Raw genomic sequence first — 21587 nt, 5'->3', positions numbered from 1 at the left:
GACTATTAAGACAAGACAGATAAAATCGACTCACTTATCCTTACGAGCGGGTTGGCTCATAGAAGCCGAGTAGGAGATTAGCGAAAGTGAGTGCACATCTTTTAATGGCCGAGCAGATATGCTCACTCATAGGTCGGATATAAGCGTGCAACACATCTGCTCGAGTCAAAAATAGCTTGCAACACGGGCGGGTCCATATAAGCTCACTCTGCGTAGGAGCTCACTCTGTGAGCGAAGCTCTTCGCCCGCGGAGCGGGCTCCTACAAGACACGTGGGGTTCGCCCGCGGAGCGGGCTCCAACGGGTGATGGTGGAGTGTTATTCCACCGTGACACTCTTCGCCAGATTCCTTGGTTGATCCACATCGGTACCCTTAAGCACGGCTACATGATACGACAGTAGCTGTAGCGGCAAGGTATAGGCCAGCGGTTCCAGCAGCGGATGTACGGCGGGTAGTGTCAGGGTGGTGACGCCTTCTTCGTCGCGAATGCTCTGCTCACATCCAGTGAACACGAAGAGTTCACCGCCGCGGGCACGGACTTCCTGCAGGTTGGATTTGAGTTTATCCAGCATGTCGTTGTTGGGTGCCACGGCGACGACGGGCATATCCTTGTCGACCAGTGCCAGCGGGCCATGTTTCAGCTCGCCAGCGGGATAGGCTTCGGCATGGATGTAGGAGATCTCTTTAAGTTTCAACGCCCCTTCCATGGCGACTGGATAGAGCGTACCGCGCCCCAGGAACAGGGCATGGTGTTTCTCTGCAAAGGCTTCAGCCATTTTCGCGATGCTGTCGTTGAGTGACAGCAGCGATTGAATGAGGGTTGGTAACGCCTGCAGCGCTTCTACGATTTGAGCTTCCTGCTCAGGTTTCAATCCCGTGCGTCGAGCCAGTATCAGCGTGGTCATCAGCAGCGCCACTAGCTGGGAAGTGAATGCCTTGGTGGAAGCTACGCCGATTTCGGGTCCGGCATTGGTCATCAATGCCAGGTCGGATTCTCGTACCAGGGAACTGCCTGGGACGTTACAAATTGCCAGACTGGCGAGTACTCGGTGTTTCACTTCACGCAGGGCGGCCAGGGTATCGGCGGTTTCGCCCGACTGAGACAAGGTTATCAACAGGGTGTTTTGCGGCAGTACCACGTCACGGTAGCGGAACTCGCTGGCTACTTCGACATTGCAGGGAATACCAACGATCGATTCTATCCAGTAACGGGCAATCATTCCGGCATGGTAACTGGTGCCACAGGCGACTATCTGCACCTGTTTAGCCTGATCAAAATACGCCGAGGCGCCAACGCCCCAGGCCTGCTCCAGCAGGTGACCCTGACTGATGCGCCCTTCCAGCACCCGTTTCATTACTTCAGGCTGCTCGTAGATCTCTTTCAGCATAAAATGTTTGAAGCTGCCCTTTTCGGCGGCGGCCTGACCGTGTTCAAAGATGCTGACCGGACGCTCTACGGCATTACCCGCCGCATCCAAAACCTCGATTTTATGGGTGGTCAGAGTGGCTATGTCGCCCTCTTGCAGAAACATGAAGCGGTCTGTTACCGGCAAAAGCGCCAATTGATCCGAGGCAATAAAGTTTTCGCCCATACCCACGCCAATCACCAGCGGACTACCCTTACGTGCGGCCAGCAGTTTGTCTGGATAATCGGCATGTACCACACCCAGCGCAAAGGCACCTTCCATACGTGCCACACACTGGCGCAAGGCTTGTGTCGGGGTGAGTCCGGTTTTCAGTGTCTGATCCAGCAGATGGGCAACCACCTCGGTATCGGTATCGGAATTGAACACATAGCCATCGGCCTTGAGCGCTTCACGCAGAGGCTCATAGTTTTCAATGATGCCGTTGTGAACCACTGCCAGGCGCTCGCCAGACATATGCGGATGCGCATTGGACTCGGTAGGTTTACCGTGGGTAGCCCAGCGGGTGTGAGCGATGCCGATCTCTCCTGTCTGGGGCTGCTCGGCCAACAGATCGGCCAGTGCCTGTACCTTACCCGCACGGCGCAAACGCGCTACCTGGCCGACTTCATCCAGTAACGCCATACCGGCGGAATCATAGCCGCGGTACTCCAAGCGTCTTAGGCCTTCCAGAAGAATTTCAGCTACCGGACGGGTAGCAACAGCACCAACTATTCCACACATGACTCAGATTCCTTACGCATCGCGTTTGCTTGGGCGTTTCCAGTGGCTCAGGGTTTGCTGTCTGGCACGGCCAACTGACAGCTGTCCAGCAGGGGTATCTCGGGTAATCACAGAACCAGCGGCGATGGTCGCATCTTCGCCGACTTTGACCGGGGCAACCAGCGCGGTATTGGAGCCGATAAAGGCACGATCACCTATGTGTGTTTCGGATTTATTCACACCATCATAATTACAGGTAATCGTACCGGCACCAATATTGGCGTCTTCTCCAATACAGGCATCACCAATATAGCTAAGATGATTCACTTTGCTGCCTTTGCCTATACGGGCTTTTTTGGTTTCGACAAAATTGCCAATTTTACTGCCCTCGGCCAGCTCGGTACCTGGGCGTAAACGGGCAAAGGGGCCTACGACCACCGCTTCGCCGACCTCTGCTCCATCAATGATTGAATTGGCTTCAATACGGCAGCCAGCGGCGATACGGCTGTTACGGATTAGGCAATTGGGACCGATAATAACCCCTTCGCCCAGACTAACCTCGCCTTCAAAAATACAGTTCACATCGATAATGACATCCTGAGCCGCTGAAAGTTTACCACGCACATCAATACGGGCAGGATCCATCAGGGTGATACCGTTAGTCATGAGTAATTCGGCCTGTTGACGCTGATACCAGCGTTCCAGTTCGGCCAGTTGCAGACGATTATTGACCCCCTGCACTTCTTGCTCACAGGCGGGCTGAATGGCGCCAATTCTGACACCCTCCGCCGCGGCCATGGCAATAATATCGGTCAGATAATACTCGCCTTGGGCATTTTCAGCCGACAACTGCGGTAGCCAGGCCTGCAAATAGCTGTGCTTCAGCGCCATAATGCCGGTATTCACCTCATTAATGGCCCGTTGTGCGTCACTGGCATCCTTGTGTTCAACAATAGCGACCACATCCTTTACCGGGTTACGCACTATGCGGCCATACCCCGTCGGATCATCTAGCTCAACCGTCAGCAACGCCAGATGATCCTGTGCCGCTATGTGGATAAGTTGATTAAGGGTCTGGGATTGGATTAGTGGTACATCACCATAGAGGATCAACACAATGGATTCGTTACAACACTGCGGCAGTGCCTGGGCCACAGCATGCCCGGTGCCCAGTTGCTCAGCCTGCAAGGCCAGCGTTACCGGTTGCTTGTGCAACTGCTGTTTAACCTGATCGGCACCATGCCCTATCACCACATGTATGTCACTATCTGGCAGGGTGGCGGCGCTGTCTATCACATGCTGCAGCATGGGTTTACCCGCCAGCGAGTGCATCACCTTGGGTAATGCGGATTTCATTCGGCTTCCCTGACCCGCTGCCAGTATGACTACGTCTGTTTGCATGCCGTATTTTCCTGTGTCCTTGATTGCTACTAGCGCATATTTTACACCGGAGAGGCGTTAAACATCCATGACCGATCAAGATACAGAAGGAACCAAGGGCAGTAACCGAGGACTGCCCAACCAACCCTCAGGCCGATTGGACAGTATAGGGGGCAGGATTATACGGCTGTGCTACGCAGAGAAGGATGATCGCTGCTGGCAAGCGGAATAGTCGCCAACAGACATTCTTCTTGATGAAACGCTTTATACAAGCAGTAGCAAATCAGCAGTAATACCAGTGAGAAGGGTAACGCGGCGGCTATGGTAGCGGCCTGTAATCCCTGCAACCCACCCGCAAGCAATAACACGCCCGCCAGGGCGCCTAGTCCCAATCCCCAAATCATGCGGAAACGAACCGGTGGATCCTGATCGCCCGTCGAAAGGATGGTACAGATCACCAGTGTTGCGGAATCCGCTGAAGTGACAAACCAACTGACAATCATCAAGGTAGCCAAAGCCGCCATGGGCAAAGTCGCCCAGTGCACATTCAGACCCTCGATTGTTTTGTACAGCACCATAGTCAAGTCGCTGTTGGCAACACTGGACAGGTCAACGCCCTGCAGTTGCAGGTACACACCCGTACCTCCCATGATCACGATCCACAGAAATGCACCGAGTGTTGAAACCAACATGCCGCCTATCACCACCTGGCGTACCGTACGCCCTCTGGAAATTCTGGCAATGAACATCCCGACAAACGGACCCCAGGACAACCACCATCCCCAATAGAAAATGGTCCACCAACCCTGCCACTGCTGGTCTGGATCGCTATCAGTCCAAAGTCCCATGGGGATAAAGTTCGCCAAATAATCACCGACACTGGTGGCATACAACCCCAGTAGGAATACCGTAGGGCCTGCTATCAGCAAAAACAGGAAGAGTATGGCACTGACCCTGATGTTCCACTTGCTCAACCAGAGAATGCCTCGACGCACTCCGGAAACAGCGGAGAAGGTTGCAACCAATGACGTACCTGCAATCAACAGTAGCTGGTTGGTGGTGGATATTTCCCAACCGAAAATATAGTTGAGCCCGGCGTTCATTTGCGACACCCCCAAGCCCAGGGTGGTAGCCGTGCCAAACAGAGTACTGAAAATGGCTAGCAAATCCACGGCATGCCCCAAAGGACCATAAATACGCTCACCCAAGAGCGGATAAAGTGCCGACCGAATGGTCAGGGGTAAGCCTTGTCGATAACAGAAATAGGCCAACACCACACCCATCAGAATATAAATACACCAACCATGCAGCCCCCAGTGGAACATGGTTACGCGCAAAGCTATCTGCGCCGCCTCAGGGCTACCTGCTTCAGCGCCCGCCATGGTCATGAAAGGATTGCCCTGCATATGCATCAGGGGTTCTGCAATACTCCAGAATAACAACCCTGTGCCGACAGCCGCGCTGAACAGCATGGCAAACCAGGCAAAGTTGCTGAACTCCGGGCGCTCATCATCCCGCCCGAGACGCAGGTTACCGAATCGACTTAACCCGACCCAGAGGGTAAAGAATAAAACAGCACCCACAACAATCACGTAATACCATCCCAGCGAACTTTCAATCCAGGCCTTGGTACCTGTGTAGATACTGTTGGCCAACTCGGTATTGGTCACCGTGAATAACACGAAAATCAATACCATCATGAAAGAAGCGATCGCCATGGTGGGATTAACGCCCACAAAGATACGCTCATATAGCGTTAACGGACGATCATTCACGGTCGTCTCCTTTTGTTTTTGTTTGTCAAAGCCAGCCGTTGTAATCAACGGCCGTCCTATTAAGTAAGGTCCGGTTTTACCAGACCCACCTTGAGGGCTTCGCGCTTGTAAAAGCGGTTCAGCCTGAACTACAGTATTATGGTATACCATCATACCAGATAAATTTTCAATCCTGTCGGGTAATATTTTTTTATTGGCCTTTAGATCGGTTAGCTGGGGTTATCTTGGCACTGTACAAACTTGCATGATTTGTATTATGGTATACCATGTACAACAAAAGACTGGGAAACAATGACCCTATCTCCCTATGAACATCATCAGGAGTCCAGCATGAGCTTTGAGATTCGCAAGATCGTCAGTTACATTGAAGAAACCCATATTGAAGGTAATAAATCCTCTGAAACCCCAGTTACCATGGTGGGTTTGGCGGTCATTATTCGTAATCCCTGGTGTGGTAAAGGGTTTGTTGATGATCTTAAACCTGAGATCAAGGCGGGCTGTTCAGAACTTGGCAAATTAATGGTTGAACGCCTTTGCGCCCTGATGGGTGGTGCTGAAGCGATTGAAGCCTACGGAAAAGCTGCTGTCGTCGGTGCCGATGGTGAAATAGAGCATGCTTCGGCCGTTATCCATACCCTGCGCTTTGGTAATCACTACCGCGAAGCCGTAAAAGCAAAATCCTACCTGTCTTTTACCAACAAGCGCGGTGGACCCGGAACATCAATACAGATTCCGATGATGCACAAAGACGATGAAGGGTTACGCTCACACTACATCACACTGGAAATGCGCATCGAAGATGCACCCAGAGCCGATGAAATCGTGGTGGTACTCGGTGCTTCTGATGGTGGCCGCCTGCACCCTCGCATCGGCAATCGCTATAGTGATCTGGAAGAGCTGGCCGCAGAAAATGGAATTAACAATGACGCAACTAACCACTAACCACACACCTGCTGGCACCTGTTATGACGTATCGGGTCAAGGTGATCCCCTGGTACTCATCCACGGTGTTGGCCTGGATAAAAGCATGTGGTGCCATCAGGTTGACGCCCTTGCGCAGCATTTTCAGGTAATTACCTACGATATGCTGGGCCATGGTGGCAGCGCAAAACCAGCCGCTGATGCCAGCTTAAACTGCTATGCCGATCAGTTGGATGAACTGTTGCAGCACCTGAACCTCGCCTCGTGCAAACTGATTGGATTCTCCATGGGAGGGTTGGTCGCGCGTGCATTTGCGCTCAAGTACCTAGATAAACTCGATGCATTAGTCATTCTTAACAGCGTGTTTAAGCGCACAATGGAACAACGTATGCGAGTCATTGAACGTGCCCAGCAAGCCGCTGAGCAGGGTCCGGATGCCAATGTAGAAGAAGCCTTATTGCGCTGGTTTAGTGACGACTATCGTGCCGCCCACCCGGAGCAGATAAACGCAATTCACCAACAGTTAATTGACAACGATCCTCAGGGTTATGTCACAACTTATCAGCTTTTTGCCACACAGGATTGCTTTGGTGAGACTCAGTTAGATCAAATTAAAGCTCCGACACTGGTCGTCACCGGTGAACTGGATCCAGGATCAACATCCGAAATGGCTGAACAACTGGCGTCTCGCATCCCGGGTGCACAGTGCGCCATACTCAAGGGGCAACGGCATATGATGCCAATGGAATCACCAGACAGGGTTAATCACCTGCTACTTGAGTTTCTGCAATCAGTGCAACTTGAGCAGCAGGCCACATAACAGAGGTATTTGTATGACATTGCAACGTTTCCGTATGTGTATCCATGGTGAATGGGTCGATGCCCTATCAGGTAAAACCTTCGAATCTTTCGATCCAGCACTGGCAGAACCCTGGGCATGCCTAGCGGATGCCGATGAAGCCGATGTGGATTTAGCCGTCCAATCTGCGCAACAAGCCTTTGAGGCTGCGGCATGGCGTACCCTGAGCGCAACGGCGCGCGGTAAGCTGTTACGACGGCTGGGTGATCTGATTGCAGAAAACGCGGAACACCTGGCTCAGCTTGAGAGCAAGGATAACGGCAAACTGATCCGTGAAACCCGAGGTCAGGTCAATTATTTGCCGGAGTTTTTCTACTATACCGCCGGTCTGGCAGACAAACTTGAAGGCACCACGCTACCTCTGGATAAACCCGACCTGTTTGCTTATACCCAACCACAACCTTTGGGGGTCGTCGCCGGGATTATTCCCTGGAACAGTCCACTCTACCTGGCTGCCATCAAACTGGCCCCTGCGCTTGCCGCTGGCAACACGCTGGTACTCAAGCCGTCCGAACATGCATCTGCCACACTCCTTGAGCTGGCACGGCTAGTACTGGAAGCCGGCATTCCTCCTGGCGTAGTCAATGTGGTGACCGGTTTCGGTCCCAGCACGGGTGCAGCGCTGACACGCCACCCATTGGTCCGTAAGATTGCCTTCACCGGTGGTACATCGACCGCTCAGCATGTGGTGCGCAGCAGTGCCGAGAACTTTGCCAAGCTCTCATTGGAGCTGGGTGGCAAATCACCCAACATTATCTTTGCAGATGCCGATCTAGACAGTGCGGTGAATGGTGCTATTGCCGGCATCTATGCCGCGGCTGGACAAAGCTGTGTTGCCGGTTCACGTTTGCTGGTTCAGGATGAAATTTACGATACCTTTATCGAGCGCCTGATCGACCGCGCCGAGCGTATTAAAATTGGCAATCCGCAGGATGAAAGCTCCGAAATGGGACCAATGGCTACCGCCCAGCAACTGGCCATTGTTGAGCAGAGTGTCGCCAGTGCCTTAGCCGAAGGGGCCTGCTTAAGACTGGGTGGCAAACGCCCAGATACAGCACTCAAGGGCTGGTATTACCAACCCACTCTGCTCGAGTGTGCATCATCTGATCTGACCATCATGCAAGAAGAGGTCTTTGGTCCGGTCGCTGCGGTCATTCGCTTTTCGACCGAAGCCGAAGCACTGTCGCTGGCCAATGACTCGCGTTTTGGCTTAGCCGCAGGTATTTGGACACGCGATCTCGGACGGGCACATCGCCTGGCCAGAGATGTCCGCTCTGGCATTATTTGGGTCAACACCTATCGTGCGGTTTCAGCCATGGCGCCTATAGGCGGGTTTGGGCAAAGCGGTTATGGCCGTGAGAGTGGTATCGATTCAGTACTCGCCTATACCGAGCCTAAAACTGTCTGGATCAATTTATCCCAGGCGCCCATGCCAGACCCCTTCATTATGCGATAAGCGGAGAATTTCAATGATCGATCCCCAACTCTACAAATCGGTGATGAGTGCCTTTCCTTCAGGTGTCACCATTGTAACCACGCTGGACAGCAAGGGTCAGATTGCCGGTATTACAGCCAGTGCCTTCAGCGCCGTATCGCTCGACCCGGCCTTGGTGCTTTTTTGCCCTAACTACAGTTCGGACACCTATCCGCTGCTGCGTGATAGAAAGCAGTTTGCCATTCATCTACTCGGAGCTGACCAACAGGCTCATGCCTATACCTTTGCAAGTAAAGGCGCTGACAAAGCCCAGGGGGTCGAGTGGCAATTAAGTGAATTGGGCAATCCATTATTACCGGGTGCCACTGCCATTATCGAATGTGAGCTGTGGCGCGAATATGACGGCGGCGACCATGCCATTATTGTCGGTGAAGTGAAGCGCTTACGCTTACCTGACCAGGATATCGTGCCATTGCTGTATCACCGCGGCAAGCTGGGCGCTTTGCCTGGCAGCTTTGCCTGATACCCAAGGAAATTCCATGAATCAATTATTTCATCAGCAAGCCTATATCAATGGCTGCTGGATAGATGCCCAAAATGCGGCCACCAGCCCGATCATGAATCCGGCCAATGGCAGTCTGCTGGGCCATGTTCCCTTGATGGGCGCTACCGAAACCCAGCTCGCCATTGACGCCGCTGAACAAGCCTTCCCCGCTTGGCGCGCAAAAACCGCCCGGGAACGTAGTGACTGTCTCAAAGCCTGGTATCGACTGATACTGCAACACACCGATGACCTGGCAGAAATCCTCACGCTGGAGCAAGGAAAACCCTTGCCGGAAGCCCGCAATGAAATTATCTATGCTGCCAGTTTTATAGAATGGTTTGCCGAAGAAGCCAAGCGCATCTATGGCGATATCATTCCCAGCCACAAAGCCGATGCTCGCATCCTGGTGCAGAAACAGCCAGTCGGTATCGTTGCAGCGATTACCCCCTGGAACTTCCCAGCGGCGATGATTACCCGCAAAGTAGCACCCGCCCTCGCGGCAGGCTGCCCTTGTATTGTCAAACCGGCACCTGAAACACCCTTTACCGCGCTGGCCTTGGCCGATCTGGCTGAACAGGCGGGCATTCCCCCTGGCATATTGAATGTGGTCACTGGTGACGCCGTTGCCATTGGCGGTAGCTTGACCCGCAGCACCCGTGTTAGAAAACTGTCTTTTACTGGCTCAACTCCCATAGGCAAACTGCTGATGGCCCAGTGTGCTGACACATTGAAAAAAGTGTCTCTTGAACTGGGTGGTAATGCCCCGTTTATTGTCTTTGATGATGCCGATATCGATCGCGCCATCGACGGGGCGATGCTGGCCAAATTCCGCAATGCCGGACAAACCTGTGTCTGTGTGAACCGCTTTCTGATTCAGAATGGCATTTACGACCGTTTTGCCCAGCGCCTAAAAGAACGTATAGCCGCGTTACACGTTGGTGATGGCTTTACCCCAGCAACCGATATCGGTCCCTTGATTAATGAACAGGCTGTTATCAAAGTGGAGGCTCATGTAGAGGACGCCCTCAGTAAAGGTGCCGTGCTGCTACAAGGGGGTCAACGCCATGCACTCGGGCAGAACTTCTACCAGCCGACGCTATTGACCGAAGTTACGCCAGAAATGCAGGTGGCCGAAGAAGAAACCTTCGGTCCGCTGGCCGCCCTGTTCAGATTTGAGACCGAACAACAAGCGATTGAGTTGGCCAATAACACCGAATATGGACTGGCGGCCTATTGCTATACCCGTGATCTGGGCAGGGCCTGGCGCATGACGGAGGCACTGGAGTACGGTATGGTAGGCATTAACGAGGGCATGATCTCAACTGAAGTAGCACCCTTTGGTGGCATCAAGTCTTCCGGGCTTGGCAGAGAAGGTTCACGCTACGGTATAGACGATTATCTGGAAATCAAATATGCCCTGATGGGCGGATTAGCGCTATCGGAAGGAGAGCAACATGCATAACGAAAAATACCAGAAAGGCTTAGCTATCCGCACCCAGGTGCTCGGAGAAGACTATGTACAACGTTCTCTGGAAAACGCCGATGAATTCACCCAGCCACTGCAGGAGCTGGTAACTGAATACTGCTGGGGGCATGTCTGGGACCGTAAAGGTTTATCCCTGCAAGAGCGCAGCATGATAAACTTGGCCATGATTTCTGCCCTCAACCGGCCGCATGAACTGAAGCTGCACATCCGTGGTGCATTGCGCAATGGCCTGAGCCGTGAGCAGATCCGCGAAATACTGCTGCAAGTCGGTATCTATTGCGGCATACCGGCAGCCGTCGACAGCTTTCGTATTGCCCGCGAAGCCTTTGCAGAAGCAGACGCTGAGACCGACTCTTAACCCTAAACGCCAAAACCAGAGCGAATCCTGATGAAGAAACTGCCAAGCGATGACTCTTTGAAAATCAACCGGACACTTGTCACTCTCCGGGAAATGGTGCTCGATAAGCTGCGCTCAGCAATTCTTAACTTTCAGCTACTGCCGGGTGACAGACTGGTTGAGCGTGATCTCTGTGAACGCCTGGGCGTCAGTCGTACCTCTGTTCGCGAAGCATTACGCCATCTTGAGTCAGAGGGGCTGGTTGAGTTCGATGGCAACCGCGGCCCACGCGTTGCCGTTATTACGCTGGAAGATGCACGGGATATTTACGAATTACGCTGTGTTCTGGAAGGCCTGATCGTGCAACTGTTTACCTTGAATGCCAAACCCAAGGATATCCGCGCGCTGGAACGTGCCCTGCAAGAAAACCAAAAAGTGTTGAAAACCGGTAACCTTCAACAAGTATTGGATTCTGTCCAAGGCTTTTATGAAGTCTTGCTGGAAGGCGCTGGCAACCAGGTTGCGGCAACACAATTGCGTCAGCTACAGGCTCGAATCAGTTACCTGAGAGCCACTTCGGTCACTCAAGCCAACCGCCGTAGCAACAGTAATCAGGAAATGGAACGCATAGTTGACGCCATCAAAAGCGGTGATCCACATGCAGCCCACCAGGCCTCGGTTGATCATGTCAGAGCAGCCGCGCAGGTGGCATTGGAATACCTGCGTACCCAGCAGGGAGAGGACACAGAGATGCGCGAATTTGTCACGCCGATCGCGCTTCAGGAGCCCCGAATAGGTCGTTAACAGCATGCGTACGCCTCGTTTCTGCCCTCAATGTGGTGGCCCAGACCTGCAGATTACCCGTCCGGCAGGCGATACTCACGATCGCCTCACCTGCCAGGCTTGCGGTTATATTCATTACGACAACCCCAAGGTGATTACCGGCTGCATCATTGAACAGCAAGGTAAATACCTGTTATGCCAACGCGCCATCCCCCCTCAAGCGGGTAGTTGGGTGTTGCCAGCGGGCTTTATGGAAAATGGTGAAACCACCGAAGAAGCGGCGTTACGCGAAGTCTGGGAAGAAAGTGGTGTAAGGGCTGACATCCTTTCGCCCTACTCTATTTTCAGTGTGCCGATGATCAACGAAGTCTATATCATCTTCAGAGCCCTGGCGCTGGAAATCACGGATGAATATGGTCCAGAAACCGCGACCTGTCGCTTCTTTGCACCCGAAGATATTCCCTGGGAACAGATATATTACCCGGCCATACGGCAAATATTGGCACGCTATATCAGCGAGCGTCAGGCCGGTATTTACGGCATCTATGTCGGCAATGATGCTACCGGAAAAATCCATTTTCTCAAGTAGCTCAATCCCGTATTACAAACCCTCTAGTATCACTATCTCAACCCTGGCCACGCCGGTTCGGTAACGGCAGGCTTGCTGATACTCGGGTGAGTGATAACACGCCAGTGCCTGGTCATAAGAATCAAATTCGATCACTACGCTGCGTTCAGGCGTATCCCGCCCTTCCAGAGCCAGTGAGCGTCCGCCTCGCGCTAAAAAACGCCCATCATAGAGGGCAATGGCTTGCGGTGCCCGCGCTGTGTATTGCGCATAGGCTTCAGGATCCTCGATATCGACCTGTGCAATCCAATAGGCTTTCATTGTCCGCTTCCTCACTTAGCAAAAGTTGGTATTATGGTATACCATGATATGAAAACAGATCAACAGCAGGAGAACAAACATGCCATTCAATCCAATTGAAGAAATAATCGAAGATTTTCGCCAGGGAAAAATGGTACTGCTGGTGGACGATGAGGATCGTGAAAATGAAGGGGATCTGTTACTGGCAGCCGAAAAATGCACGCCTGAAGCGATCAACTTTATGGCACGTGAAGCACGTGGCCTGATCTGTCTGACGCTAACCGAATCCCACTGCCAACGGCTCGGACTGGATATGATGGTTCCGCATAACGGCAGTCCCTTCTCAACTGCTTTTACCGTATCGATTGAAGCGGCACAAGGCGTTACCACCGGTATCTCCGCGGCTGATCGTGCCCACACCATTTTAACAGCCGTAGCTGACAAGGCCTGTCCCGACGATCTGGTTCAACCCGGTCATGTGTTTCCCTTACGCGCCCGCGAAGGTGGGGTATTAACCCGTGCGGGTCATACTGAAGCGGGTTGTGACCTAGCTAATCTTGCCCAGCTTACCCCTGCGGCCGTTATCGTCGAAGTGATGAATGAAGATGGCAGCATGGCCAGGCGCCCGGATTTGGAAGTTTTTGCCCAGCGCCACGGCATCAAAATTGGCACGATTGCAGACCTGATTCACTATCGTCTCAGTACTGAGCATACCGTTTCCCGTATTGGTGAGCGTGAGTTGAGTACCGTGCATGGTACCTTTCGGCTGGTGACCTATGAGGATCGAATAGATGGTGGCGTACATATTGCCATGGTCATGGGCGATATACAGCACCAGGAAGCGGTACTGGTCAGAGTGCATGTTATCGACCCGTTACGCGACCTGGTGGGTGCCGAGTATACCGGACCGCGTAATTGGACCCTCTGGGCGGCGCTTGAACGGGTTGCAGCTGAAGGCTGTGGTATTGTGGTGATCCTCGCTAATCATGAATCTTCCCAAGCCTTGCTTGAACGTATTCCTCAACTGACACAAACCCGCAAGCCTTTCAGTCCGTCGCAATCACGTATCTATTCTGAAGTCGGCACCGGCGCCCAGATCCTGCAAGACCTGGGTGTTGGCAAGCTGCGCCATTTAGGTCCACCGCTGCGTTATGCTGGACTGACAGGCTATGACCTGGAAGTCGTCGACTCCATCCCCTTTGAAGATTAACCCATTTCATTTGTAGCATTCCGGTGGTAGTATCGTATTATGGTATACCAAATAAAGATACTTTCATTAGATGAAGTATCCAGGGGTTAATTACCCACAAGCATCACTATAAAAACAGCATAAGGTTTGAGGTTCTACCCATGAGATTTTCTCTATTCATACACATGGAACGCTACGATGAAACAGTCAGCCACAGCGAGTTGTTCGAAAATCTGACTGAGCTCACCAAAATGGCTGAAAAAGGCGGTTTTTCAACCGTTTGGGTTGGTGAGCACCATTCGATGGAATACACCATTGCACCCAGCCCTATGCCGATTCTGGCCTATTTAGCAGGCCAAACTGAAACGATTCGATTGGGTGCAGGTACCATTATTGCGCCTTTCTGGCATCCGATCCGGGTTGCCGGCGAATGTGCCTTGTTAGATGTAATCAGTAACGGGCGTATGGAAGTCGGTCTGGCCAGGGGGGCTTATCAATTTGAATTTGATCGCCTGGCCAATGGCATGTCGGCCAGTGAAGGTGGCCAGTATCTGCGGGAAATGGTGCCAGCGGTTAAGGCGCTGTGGCAAGGCGACTATGCGCATGAGGGTGCACTTTGGAACTTCCCAACATCGACATCTTCTCCACGCCCGGTGCAACAGCCCATGCCGCCGATCTGGATCGCCGCCAGGGACCCTGACTCACATAATTTTGCCGTCAAAAATGGCTGTAATGTGATGGTGACCCCGCTGATGAAAGGCGATGAAGAAGTCGCGGATCTGAAGCAAAAATTTGATACTGCCTTGAGCAATAATCCAGACGTGGCACGTCCTGAGATCATGGTGCTGCGCCACACCTACGTACACAGTGAAGATGACCCTGAAGGCTGGAAAATTGGTGCGGCCGGTATTGCACGCTTTTATCGCACCTTCGATGCCTGGTTCGGCAATTCACAGACACCTGTCAATGGCTTACTGCCACCCAGTCCTGAATCCAAATTTGCTGAACGGCCCGAGTTTCAACTCGATAATCTGCATAAAAATACCATGATAGGTACACCTGCAGAGATTATTGAGCGCCTGAAACATTATGAAGCCATGGGTATTGATGAGTTCAGCTTCTGGAGTGATAACAGCCTGTCGCACGCTGAGAAAAAGCGCTCTTTAGAACTGTTTATTGCACAGGTCATACCCGCATTTAGCTGAGATTGAATCCAACCTTAACGAAAAAAGCCTCCCAAGGGAGGCTTTTTTGTTTCGGTAAACCCGCCTGGACGGATTACTTACCGAGTTTTTTCTTGATCTGCTGCAGAGTACGCAGTTGTGCTGCGGCTTCTGCCAGCTGGGAGGCAGCGCGTGAGTATTGGAACTCACCGGACTTGTCAGAAATAGCATGCTGAGCATGTTTCTGAGCTTCCATTGCTGCAGCTTCATCCAGATCTTTGGCATGCAACGCTGTGTCTGCCAAAACCGTTACCTTGAACGGCTGAACCTCGATAAAACCACCAGAGACGTAAAATACGTCCTGTTCACCGCCCTCTTTTCGCAGTTCGACCGGGCCTGGTTTCAGTTCCGTTAACAGCGGAGTGTGACCGGGCATAATACCCAGGTCACCCAGGCTACCTGTCACCGAGATAAATTCTACCAGCCCGGAGAAAATTTCTTCCTCAGCACTGACGATCTCGCATTGAACAGTTACAGCCATGTTGATTACCTCTTAAAAGGTTCCGCCAGAACTTATTTCATGCCCTTGGCTTTCTCAATCGCTTCGTCGATGCCACCAACCATATAGAAGGCTTGCTCTGGCATGTGATCATATTCACCGGCCAGGATGCCTTTAAAGCTGCTGATGGTATCTTTCAGCGGCACGTATTTACCTGGAGATCCGGTGAACACTTCGGCCACGAAGAACGGCTGAGACAAGAAACGCTGAATTTTACGTGCACGGGATACGATGGATTTGTCTTCATCAGACAACTCATCCATACCCAGAATCGCAATGATGTCTTTCAGCTCTTTATAGCGCTGTAAAACACCCTGTACGTTACGTGCAACATCATAGTGTTCCTGACCGATAACCAGCGGATCCAGCTGACGTGACGTGGAATCCAGTGGATCTACGGCTGGGTAGATACCTAGCTCAGCGATCTGACGCGACAATACCACGGTCGCATCAAGATGCGAGAAGGTAGTTGCCGGAGACGGGTCAGTCAAGTCATCTGCCGGTACGTATACCGCCTGGATAGACGTGATAGAACCGACTTTGGTTGAGGTGATACGTTCCTGCAGAACGCCCATCTCTTCCGCCAGAGTTGGCTGATAACCTACCGCCGATGGCATACGACCCAACAGGGCGGATACTTCAGTACCGGCCAGGGTGTAACGGTAAATGTTGTCAACAAACAACAGTACGTCACGACCTTCGTCACGGAACTTTTCTGCCATGGTCAGGCCAGTCAGCGCTACACGCAGACGGTTACCTGGGGGTTCGTTCATCTGACCGTATACCAGAGATACTTTATCCAGTACGTTGGACTCTTTCATCTCGAAGTAGAAGTCGTTACCTTCACGAGTACGCTCACCGACACCCGCGAACACAGAGAAACCTGAGTGTTCTATCGCGATGTTACGGATAAGCTCCATCATGTTTACGGTTTTACCTACACCGGCACCACCGAACAGACCGACTTTACCACCCTTGGCAAACGGGCAAACCAGGTCGATAACCTTGATGCCGGTTTCCAGCAGATCGTTAGACGCTGCCTGATCGGCGTAAGACGGTGCTTTACGGTGAATAGGCATACGCTCTTCTTCACCGATAGGGCCCGCTTCATCGATCGGGTTACCCAGAACGTCCATAATACGTCCCAGTGTCGCTGTACCTACAGGCACAGAAATAGGTGCACCTGTATTTTCTACATCTAATCCACGGCTCACACCTTCGGTCTGACCCATGGCAATAGCCCTTACAACACCGTCGCCCAGCTGCTGCTGAACTTCCAGTGTCAGGCCGGTTTTTGTGACGTGTAATGCGTCATAAACCTTCGGTATGGCGTCACGTGGAAATTCCACGTCTACTACCGCACCGATAATCTGAACAATACGTCCGCTACTCATGTTCGGATCCTCTCAACGTTTAAACCTGTTCACTGCACTATACAGCAGCAGCACCACTGACGATCTCAGAAATTTCCTGAGTAATAGCCGCCTGACGAGCCTTGTTGTATACCATTTGGAGCTCATCAATAAGGTCGCCAGCATTATCTGTCGCGTTTTTCATCGCCAGCATTCTTGCTGCCTGCTCACAGGCGATATTCTCAATCACACCCTGGTAAACCACCGATTCTACGTACCGAACGAAGAGTGCTTCGAGCAACTCCTGTGCATCCGGCTCGTAGAGGTAATCCCAGCTGCGCTTGAGCTGTTCATGTGTGTCACTTTCATCTGCCTTAGCCGGCAACACTTGCTCTACCGTCGGCTTCTGGGTCATGGTATTCACGAATTCGTTAGAAACAATGAATATTTTGTCCAGTCTGCCTTCTTCAAAAGCACTGAGCATCACTTTTACTGCGCCAATCAGATCAGCCAGTTCGGGTGTATCACCCAGATGCCCCTTGGCAGCAACAACATTACCACCGTAGTTTTTAAAGAAAGTAATCGCCTTGTTTCCCAGTGCACAAATATCAATTTCGACATTCTGCGAATGGAATTCTTTCATAGCGCTGACGGCTGCCTTGAACGTATTCACGTTCAAGCCACCACACAGCCCGCGATCCGTGGACACGACGATAAATCCGACGCGTTTCACTTCACGCTCCTGCATGTAGAGGTGGTTGTATTCAGGATTGGCCGTAGCCAAATGATGAATAACACCTCTGATACCGTTAGCGTACGGGCGGGAAGCCTTCATGCGGTCCTGAGCTTTACGCATTTTTGACGCAGCCACCATTTCCATGGCGCTGGTAATCTTGCGCGTGCTACCAATGCTCGCAATCTGTGTCTTAATCTCTTTTCCGACTGCCATAGTTCCGCCTCTATTCCTAACTCAGTGTCCGGTCTGCTAAGTGAAACTCACCCGCAGACCCGCTACTCTGACGAGTAATTACCAAGTCTGGGTAGATTTGAACTTCTCGATGCCGGCTTTCAACTTCGCTGCAATCTCGTCGTTATAATCGCCGGATTCATTGATTGACTTCATCAGGTCAGCAAATTCGCTGTTGAAGAAGCCGATCAGCGCAGTTTCAAAAGCACCGATTTTGTTCAGCTCTACATCTTTCAGGAAGCCTTCGTTGGCAGCGTATAGACTCAGACCCATCTCAGCGACAGACATCGGAGAATATTGTGCCTGCTTCATCAACTCGGTAACGCGCTGACCATGCTCAAGCTGAGCACGAGTCGTGTCATCCAAGTCAGAAGCAAACTGCGCGAAAGCCGCAAGCTCACGATACTGCGCCAGAGCCAGACGCACACCACCACCCAATTTCTTGATGATTTTAGTCTGGGCTGCACCACCTACACGGGATACAGACAGACCGGCGTTGATCGCTGGACGGATACCTGAGTTGAACAGGTCGGATTCAAGGAAGATCTGACCATCAGTGATCGAGATAACGTTGGTTGGTACGAACGCCGAAACGTCTCCACCCTGAGTCTCGATTACAGGCAGCGCTGTCAATGAACCGGTTTTACCTTTGACTTCACCCTTGGTGAACTTCTCAACATAATCTACGTTTACACGAGCAGCACGCTCAAGCAGACGAGAGTGAAGATAGAACACGTCACCAGGATAAGCTTCACGACCTGGTGGGCGACGCAATAGCAGGGAGATCTGGCGATAAGCCCAGGCCTGCTTGGTCAGATCATCATAAATGATCAGTGCATCTTCACCGCGGTCGCGGAAGTATTCACCCATGGAGCAACCGGCATAAGGTGCCAGGAACAACATGGAAGCCGGGTCAGCTGCACCAGCGGCTACAACGATGGTGTGATCCATCGCACCGTGCTCTTCAAGCTTACGCACCACGTTAGCAATGGTGGACTGTTTCTGTCCGATCGCTACGTAGATACACTTGATGCCGGTACCTTTCTGGTTGATGATCGCATCGATTGCGATCGCTGACTTACCGATCTGGCGGTCACCGATGATCAACTCACGCTGACCACGACCGATGGGTACCATGGCATCGATGGCTTTCAGACCTGTCTGAACAGGCTGATCTACCGATTGACGCTCAATAACACCCGGGGCCACTTTTTCGACCGGATCGCTTAATTTAGCTTCGATTGGACCCTTGCCGTCGACCGGATTACCCAGGGCGTCAACAACGCGACCGAGCAGTTCAGGGCCAACTGGCACTTCCAGAATTCGACCTGTGCAGCGAGCAATCATGCCCTCTACCAGACCTTGATAGTCACCCAGAACCACGGCGCCGACAGAGTCGCGCTCAAGGTTAAGAGCCATACCGTAGATACCACCTGGAAACTCGATCATTTCGCCGTACATTACGTCGGCCAGACCATGAATCAGGATGATACCATCAGATACGCTTACGATTGTGCCCTCATTACGGGCTTCAGAAGACACGTCGAGTTTTTCGATGCGCTTCTTGAGAATCTCGCTGATCTCAGATGGATTCAGTTGCTGCATTGTTATTCCCCATACTCAGGAATTCATCGCTTCGGCCAGTTTCGTCAGTCGTGCACGAACCGAACCGTCGATCACAAGGTCGTTTGCGCGAAGGATTACGCCACCGATGATGGATTGATCCACCGTCGAGGTCATTTTCACTTCGCGTCCCAGTTTGGAGCGCAGAGCCTGAGCCAGTTTATCAACCAGTTCTTGATCCAGTTCAAACGCCGTAGTCAGATCAACATCCACTGACTTTTCATGATCGGCTTTAAACTGATCAAACTGTGCTGATATTTTGGGAAGCAAAAGCAGACGCTGATTTTCGGCAAGAAGATAAATAAAATTCTTCGCGCCGTCGTTCATGGTCTTATCACAGACCGATACGATCAGTTCTGCTTTTTGCTCCGTGCTCAGTGAAGGCGTTCCAAGAACTCGCTTCATTTCACTGTCATTCACGATTACAGCCGCAAATGCCAATATATCTGACCACTGATCGAGGTCGCCCTTATTCAGCGCATAGTCGAACGCTGCTTTGGTATAAGGCCGAGCGATTGTGTTGAGTTCAGCCATCATAAACCTCGCTTAAAGCTCAGCGGCTAGTTTTTCAACCAGCTTGGCATGTGCTTTTTGGTCAACAGAGGCTTCCAGAATCTTTTCAGCACCGGCAATCGCCAGAACAGAAACCTGTGCGCGAAGAACTTCTCTTGCACGGTTTACTTCTTGTTCCAGTTCAGCCTGAGCAGCCGTTTTAACACGGTTGGCTTCTTCACGAGCCTGCTCTTTTGCTTCTTCAATCATCAGGTTAGCGCGTTTGTTGGCCTGTTCAATGATGGCAGCGGCTTTTTCCTTGCCTTCACGTAGATCGTCAGCGGCTCGCTCTTGAGCAAGTCTCAGATCACGTTCAGCACGGTCAGCTGCATCCAAACCTTCGGCAATCTTCTTTTTGCGTTCTGCCATAGCTGCCGTAATTGGCGGCCATACATACTTCATGCAGAACATCACAAAAATCGCGAACGCTATGGCCTGACCAATGATGGTGAGATTAATATTCACGCCATTACCCCTCGCGGTTGATTTGAATGGTTAAGACCCTGCCAGGGTCAGCCCCAAAGGTATAATTACCGGTTATCAACCTGCGAAAAGCATGTACAGTGCCATACCAACACCGATCATCGGAACCGCGTCAACCAGACCGACGACGATGAAGAACTGGCTGCGAAGCAGTGGAACCAGCTCAGGCTGACGTGCAGCACCTTCAAGAAACTTACCACCCAGCAAACTTACGCCTATAGCACCAGCCAGTGCAGACAGACCCAGAAGCAGAGCAACAGCGATAAACAGCAGTTCAGCCATTTTTTTTCTCCAACATTTTTTTAAGGTTAAAGTGAATTGAAATCGTTTTTAGTTAACAGCACTGACCTTAATCAGTGCTCATGTTCATCATGTGCCATCGCCATGTAAACGATTGTCAGCACCATGAAGATAAACGCCTGTAGAACGATAACCAGAATATGGAAAATCGCCCAGGGTACTGAAAGCACCCACTGAATCCAGAAAGGCAACAGCGCAATCAGGATAAAGATGATTTCACCCGCATACATGTTACCGAACAGACGCAGACCCAGTGAAACAGGCTTGGCTACAAGGTTAACCAGTTCCAGGAACAGGTTGAACGGGATGAAATACTTACCCAGCGGCTGTAAAGACAGTTCCGCAGCAAATCCTTTAACGCCCTTAACCTTGATACTGTAGTAGATAATCAGGAAAAATACGCTGAAACTCATACCCAGCGTGGCGTTGATATCGGTTGTCGGTACAATTTTCCAGTAGGGCAGGCCCATTTCACTGGCAATGTAAGGAATGAAGTCGACCGGAATCAGCTTCAAGGCGTTCATCAGGAATATCCATACAAACACCGTTAGAGCCAGAGGCGCTATAGTCGGATTATTGTGATGGAAAATACTCTTGACGTTATCCTGAACAAACTCCACAACCACTTCAATGAAGTTTTGCAGATTGCCAGGTACTCCGCTTACAGCGGTATCAGCCACTTTTTTGAACAACCAGATGAAGAACACCCCGGTTAGAATCGAAAAAAACATGGTATCGACGTGGATCGCCCAGAATCCCATTTCTGCAGCTTTCTGACCACCAGCAAAACCCCAGCCTTCCACGGGGTGATTACCAAAAGTCAGATTACTCAGGTGATGGGATATGTATTCTGAGGATGTAGGGTTTTCGCTTGCCATTCTCAGC

22 protein-coding genes are annotated in these 21587 nt (G+C 51.6%); 10 read left to right on the top strand and 12 right to left on the bottom strand.

Annotated elements, in window-relative coordinates; all coding sequences use genetic code 11:
* Positions 1 to 317: 317 nt before the first annotated feature.
* The 3 genes from glmS to ACN0R1_RS02090 form a co-directional block, all read right to left on the bottom strand.
* Positions 318 to 2147 carry a glutamine--fructose-6-phosphate transaminase (isomerizing) gene (gene glmS, locus ACN0R1_RS02100; protein WP_417579421.1) on the bottom strand — a complete coding sequence of 610 codons (1830 nt, stop codon included), beginning with the start codon at positions 2145 to 2147 and terminating at the stop codon, positions 318 to 320.
* Between the two features lie 12 nt (positions 2148 to 2159).
* Complete coding sequence (glmU, locus tag ACN0R1_RS02095) at positions 2160 to 3527, bottom strand: bifunctional UDP-N-acetylglucosamine diphosphorylase/glucosamine-1-phosphate N-acetyltransferase GlmU (RefSeq protein WP_417579419.1); 1368 nt, start codon at positions 3525 to 3527, stop codon at positions 2160 to 2162.
* A gap of 158 nt (positions 3528 to 3685) precedes the next feature.
* On the bottom strand, positions 3686 to 5281 hold the full coding sequence (locus ACN0R1_RS02090; protein ID WP_417579417.1) for a BCCT family transporter: 1596 nt from the start codon (positions 5279 to 5281) through the stop codon (positions 3686 to 3688).
* Between the two features lie 330 nt (positions 5282 to 5611).
* On the opposite strand from ACN0R1_RS02090, the gene ACN0R1_RS02085 reads away from it, so the two are divergent.
* The 8 genes from ACN0R1_RS02085 to ACN0R1_RS02050 are packed head-to-tail and all read left to right on the top strand — an operon-like array spanning position 5612 to position 12235.
* Positions 5612 to 6223 carry an amino acid synthesis family protein gene (locus ACN0R1_RS02085; RefSeq protein ID WP_417579415.1) on the top strand — a complete coding sequence of 204 codons (612 nt, stop codon included), beginning with the start codon at positions 5612 to 5614 and terminating at the stop codon, positions 6221 to 6223.
* Complete coding sequence (locus ACN0R1_RS02080) at positions 6204 to 7022, top strand: alpha/beta fold hydrolase (RefSeq protein ID WP_417579413.1); 819 nt, start codon at positions 6204 to 6206, stop codon at positions 7020 to 7022. The genes ACN0R1_RS02085 and ACN0R1_RS02080 overlap by 20 nt, the downstream gene beginning before the upstream one ends.
* Positions 7023 to 7035: 13 nt before the next feature.
* Complete coding sequence (locus ACN0R1_RS02075; protein WP_417579411.1) at positions 7036 to 8517, top strand: aldehyde dehydrogenase; 1482 nt, start codon at positions 7036 to 7038, stop codon at positions 8515 to 8517.
* A gap of 13 nt (positions 8518 to 8530) precedes the next feature.
* The gene (locus ACN0R1_RS02070; protein ID WP_417579409.1) at positions 8531 to 9019 is read left to right on the top strand and encodes a flavin reductase family protein; all 489 of its coding nucleotides are present in this window, start codon (positions 8531 to 8533) and stop codon (positions 9017 to 9019) included.
* 16 nt (positions 9020 to 9035) lie between these two features.
* Positions 9036 to 10502 (top strand): NAD-dependent succinate-semialdehyde dehydrogenase, encoded by a 1467-nt coding sequence (locus ACN0R1_RS02065; protein WP_417579407.1) that lies wholly within the window; start codon positions 9036 to 9038, stop codon positions 10500 to 10502.
* A complete protein-coding gene (locus ACN0R1_RS02060) occupies positions 10495 to 10884 on the top strand; it encodes a carboxymuconolactone decarboxylase family protein (protein ID WP_417579405.1) in 390 nt (129 codons plus the stop codon). Before ACN0R1_RS02065 ends, ACN0R1_RS02060 begins: the two co-directional genes overlap by 8 nt.
* A 30-nt stretch (positions 10885 to 10914) precedes the next feature.
* Positions 10915 to 11667, top strand: a complete 753-nt coding sequence (locus ACN0R1_RS02055; RefSeq protein ID WP_417579403.1) for a GntR family transcriptional regulator — start codon at positions 10915 to 10917, stop codon at positions 11665 to 11667.
* A gap of 4 nt (positions 11668 to 11671) precedes the next feature.
* Positions 11672 to 12235 carry an NUDIX hydrolase gene (locus tag ACN0R1_RS02050; protein ID WP_417579401.1) on the top strand — a complete coding sequence of 188 codons (564 nt, stop codon included), beginning with the start codon at positions 11672 to 11674 and terminating at the stop codon, positions 12233 to 12235.
* Positions 12236 to 12247: 12 nt separating this feature from the next.
* On the opposite strand, the gene ACN0R1_RS02045 is transcribed toward ACN0R1_RS02050, so the two are convergent.
* Entirely contained in the window at positions 12248 to 12535 is a 288-nt protein-coding gene (locus tag ACN0R1_RS02045; protein WP_417579399.1) for a DUF1330 domain-containing protein, read from the bottom strand.
* Between the two features lie 79 nt (positions 12536 to 12614).
* Between ACN0R1_RS02045 and ribBA the strand changes: the two genes are divergently transcribed.
* Entirely contained in the window at positions 12615 to 13724 is a 1110-nt protein-coding gene (gene ribBA / locus ACN0R1_RS02040) for a bifunctional 3,4-dihydroxy-2-butanone-4-phosphate synthase/GTP cyclohydrolase II (protein ID WP_417579397.1), read from the top strand.
* 140 nt (positions 13725 to 13864) lie between these two features.
* Positions 13865 to 14908, top strand: coding sequence for an LLM class flavin-dependent oxidoreductase (locus tag ACN0R1_RS02035; RefSeq protein ID WP_417579395.1), 1044 nt, complete (start codon positions 13865 to 13867; stop codon positions 14906 to 14908).
* Between the two features lie 73 nt (positions 14909 to 14981).
* Here the strand turns inward: ACN0R1_RS02035 and ACN0R1_RS02030 are convergent, their stop codons facing one another.
* The 8 genes from ACN0R1_RS02030 to atpB form a co-directional block, all read right to left on the bottom strand.
* Positions 14982 to 15407 (bottom strand): F0F1 ATP synthase subunit epsilon, encoded by a 426-nt coding sequence (locus tag ACN0R1_RS02030; protein ID WP_417579393.1) that lies wholly within the window; start codon positions 15405 to 15407, stop codon positions 14982 to 14984.
* A gap of 32 nt (positions 15408 to 15439) precedes the next feature.
* Positions 15440 to 16819, bottom strand: a complete 1380-nt coding sequence (atpD, locus tag ACN0R1_RS02025; RefSeq protein ID WP_417579391.1) for a F0F1 ATP synthase subunit beta — start codon at positions 16817 to 16819, stop codon at positions 15440 to 15442.
* Positions 16820 to 16856: 37 nt separating this feature from the next.
* Positions 16857 to 17726 (bottom strand): F0F1 ATP synthase subunit gamma, encoded by an 870-nt coding sequence (gene atpG, locus ACN0R1_RS02020; protein ID WP_417579389.1) that lies wholly within the window; start codon positions 17724 to 17726, stop codon positions 16857 to 16859.
* 78 nt (positions 17727 to 17804) lie between these two features.
* A complete protein-coding gene (gene atpA, locus ACN0R1_RS02015) occupies positions 17805 to 19349 on the bottom strand; it encodes a F0F1 ATP synthase subunit alpha (RefSeq protein WP_417579387.1) in 1545 nt (514 codons plus the stop codon).
* A 15-nt stretch (positions 19350 to 19364) separates the two neighbouring features.
* A complete protein-coding gene (locus ACN0R1_RS02010; RefSeq protein WP_417579447.1) occupies positions 19365 to 19901 on the bottom strand; it encodes a F0F1 ATP synthase subunit delta in 537 nt (178 codons plus the stop codon).
* 12 nt (positions 19902 to 19913) lie between these two features.
* A complete protein-coding gene (locus tag ACN0R1_RS02005; RefSeq protein ID WP_417579385.1) occupies positions 19914 to 20384 on the bottom strand; it encodes a F0F1 ATP synthase subunit B in 471 nt (156 codons plus the stop codon).
* A 75-nt stretch (positions 20385 to 20459) separates the two neighbouring features.
* Positions 20460 to 20684 carry a F0F1 ATP synthase subunit C gene (gene atpE, locus ACN0R1_RS02000; RefSeq protein WP_417579383.1) on the bottom strand — a complete coding sequence of 75 codons (225 nt, stop codon included), beginning with the start codon at positions 20682 to 20684 and terminating at the stop codon, positions 20460 to 20462.
* A 71-nt stretch (positions 20685 to 20755) separates the two neighbouring features.
* The gene (gene atpB / locus ACN0R1_RS01995; protein ID WP_417579381.1) at positions 20756 to 21580 is read right to left on the bottom strand and encodes a F0F1 ATP synthase subunit A; all 825 of its coding nucleotides are present in this window, start codon (positions 21578 to 21580) and stop codon (positions 20756 to 20758) included.
* Positions 21581 to 21587: the final 7 nt, after the last annotated feature.

Source organism: Nitrincola sp., assembly GCF_048264025.1.
Classification (GTDB): domain Bacteria; phylum Pseudomonadota; class Gammaproteobacteria; order Pseudomonadales; family Balneatricaceae; genus Nitrincola.
Note: the sequence above shows the minus strand (reverse complement) of the source record. Positions and strands in the feature narration are given on the sequence as shown.

Bases quoted from the DNA above. Each gene is read 5' to 3' on its own strand.
- ACN0R1_RS02065 (WP_417579407.1), top strand. From the start codon at position 9,036: ATGAATCAATTATTTCATCAGCAAGCCTATATCAATGGCTGCTGGATA.
- ACN0R1_RS02060 (WP_417579405.1), top strand. From the start codon at position 10,495: ATGCATAACGAAAAATACCAGAAAGGCTTAGCTATCCGCACCCAGGTG.
- ACN0R1_RS02070 (WP_417579409.1), top strand. From the start codon at position 8,531: ATGATCGATCCCCAACTCTACAAATCGGTGATGAGTGCCTTTCCTTCA.
- atpG (WP_417579389.1), bottom strand. From the start codon at position 17,726: ATGGCAGTCGGAAAAGAGATTAAGACACAGATTGCGAGCATTGGTAGC.
- glmU (WP_417579419.1), bottom strand. From the start codon at position 3,527: ATGCAAACAGACGTAGTCATACTGGCAGCGGGTCAGGGAAGCCGAATG.
- ACN0R1_RS02085 (WP_417579415.1), top strand. From the start codon at position 5,612: ATGAGCTTTGAGATTCGCAAGATCGTCAGTTACATTGAAGAAACCCAT.
- ACN0R1_RS02030 (WP_417579393.1), bottom strand. From the start codon at position 15,407: ATGGCTGTAACTGTTCAATGCGAGATCGTCAGTGCTGAGGAAGAAATT.
- atpB (WP_417579381.1), bottom strand. From the start codon at position 21,580: ATGGCAAGCGAAAACCCTACATCCTCAGAATACATATCCCATCACCTG.
- glmS (WP_417579421.1), bottom strand. From the start codon at position 2,147: ATGTGTGGAATAGTTGGTGCTGTTGCTACCCGTCCGGTAGCTGAAATT.
- ACN0R1_RS02055 (WP_417579403.1), top strand. From the start codon at position 10,915: ATGAAGAAACTGCCAAGCGATGACTCTTTGAAAATCAACCGGACACTT.
- ACN0R1_RS02050 (WP_417579401.1), top strand. From the start codon at position 11,672: ATGCGTACGCCTCGTTTCTGCCCTCAATGTGGTGGCCCAGACCTGCAG.
- ACN0R1_RS02035 (WP_417579395.1), top strand. From the start codon at position 13,865: ATGAGATTTTCTCTATTCATACACATGGAACGCTACGATGAAACAGTC.
- atpE (WP_417579383.1), bottom strand. From the start codon at position 20,684: ATGGCTGAACTGCTGTTTATCGCTGTTGCTCTGCTTCTGGGTCTGTCT.
- ACN0R1_RS02045 (WP_417579399.1), bottom strand. From the start codon at position 12,535: ATGAAAGCCTATTGGATTGCACAGGTCGATATCGAGGATCCTGAAGCC.
- ribBA (WP_417579397.1), top strand. From the start codon at position 12,615: ATGCCATTCAATCCAATTGAAGAAATAATCGAAGATTTTCGCCAGGGA.
- atpA (WP_417579387.1), bottom strand. From the start codon at position 19,349: ATGCAGCAACTGAATCCATCTGAGATCAGCGAGATTCTCAAGAAGCGC.
- atpD (WP_417579391.1), bottom strand. From the start codon at position 16,819: ATGAGTAGCGGACGTATTGTTCAGATTATCGGTGCGGTAGTAGACGTG.
- ACN0R1_RS02080 (WP_417579413.1), top strand. From the start codon at position 6,204: ATGACGCAACTAACCACTAACCACACACCTGCTGGCACCTGTTATGAC.
- ACN0R1_RS02010 (WP_417579447.1), bottom strand. From the start codon at position 19,901: ATGGCTGAACTCAACACAATCGCTCGGCCTTATACCAAAGCAGCGTTC.
- ACN0R1_RS02075 (WP_417579411.1), top strand. From the start codon at position 7,036: ATGACATTGCAACGTTTCCGTATGTGTATCCATGGTGAATGGGTCGAT.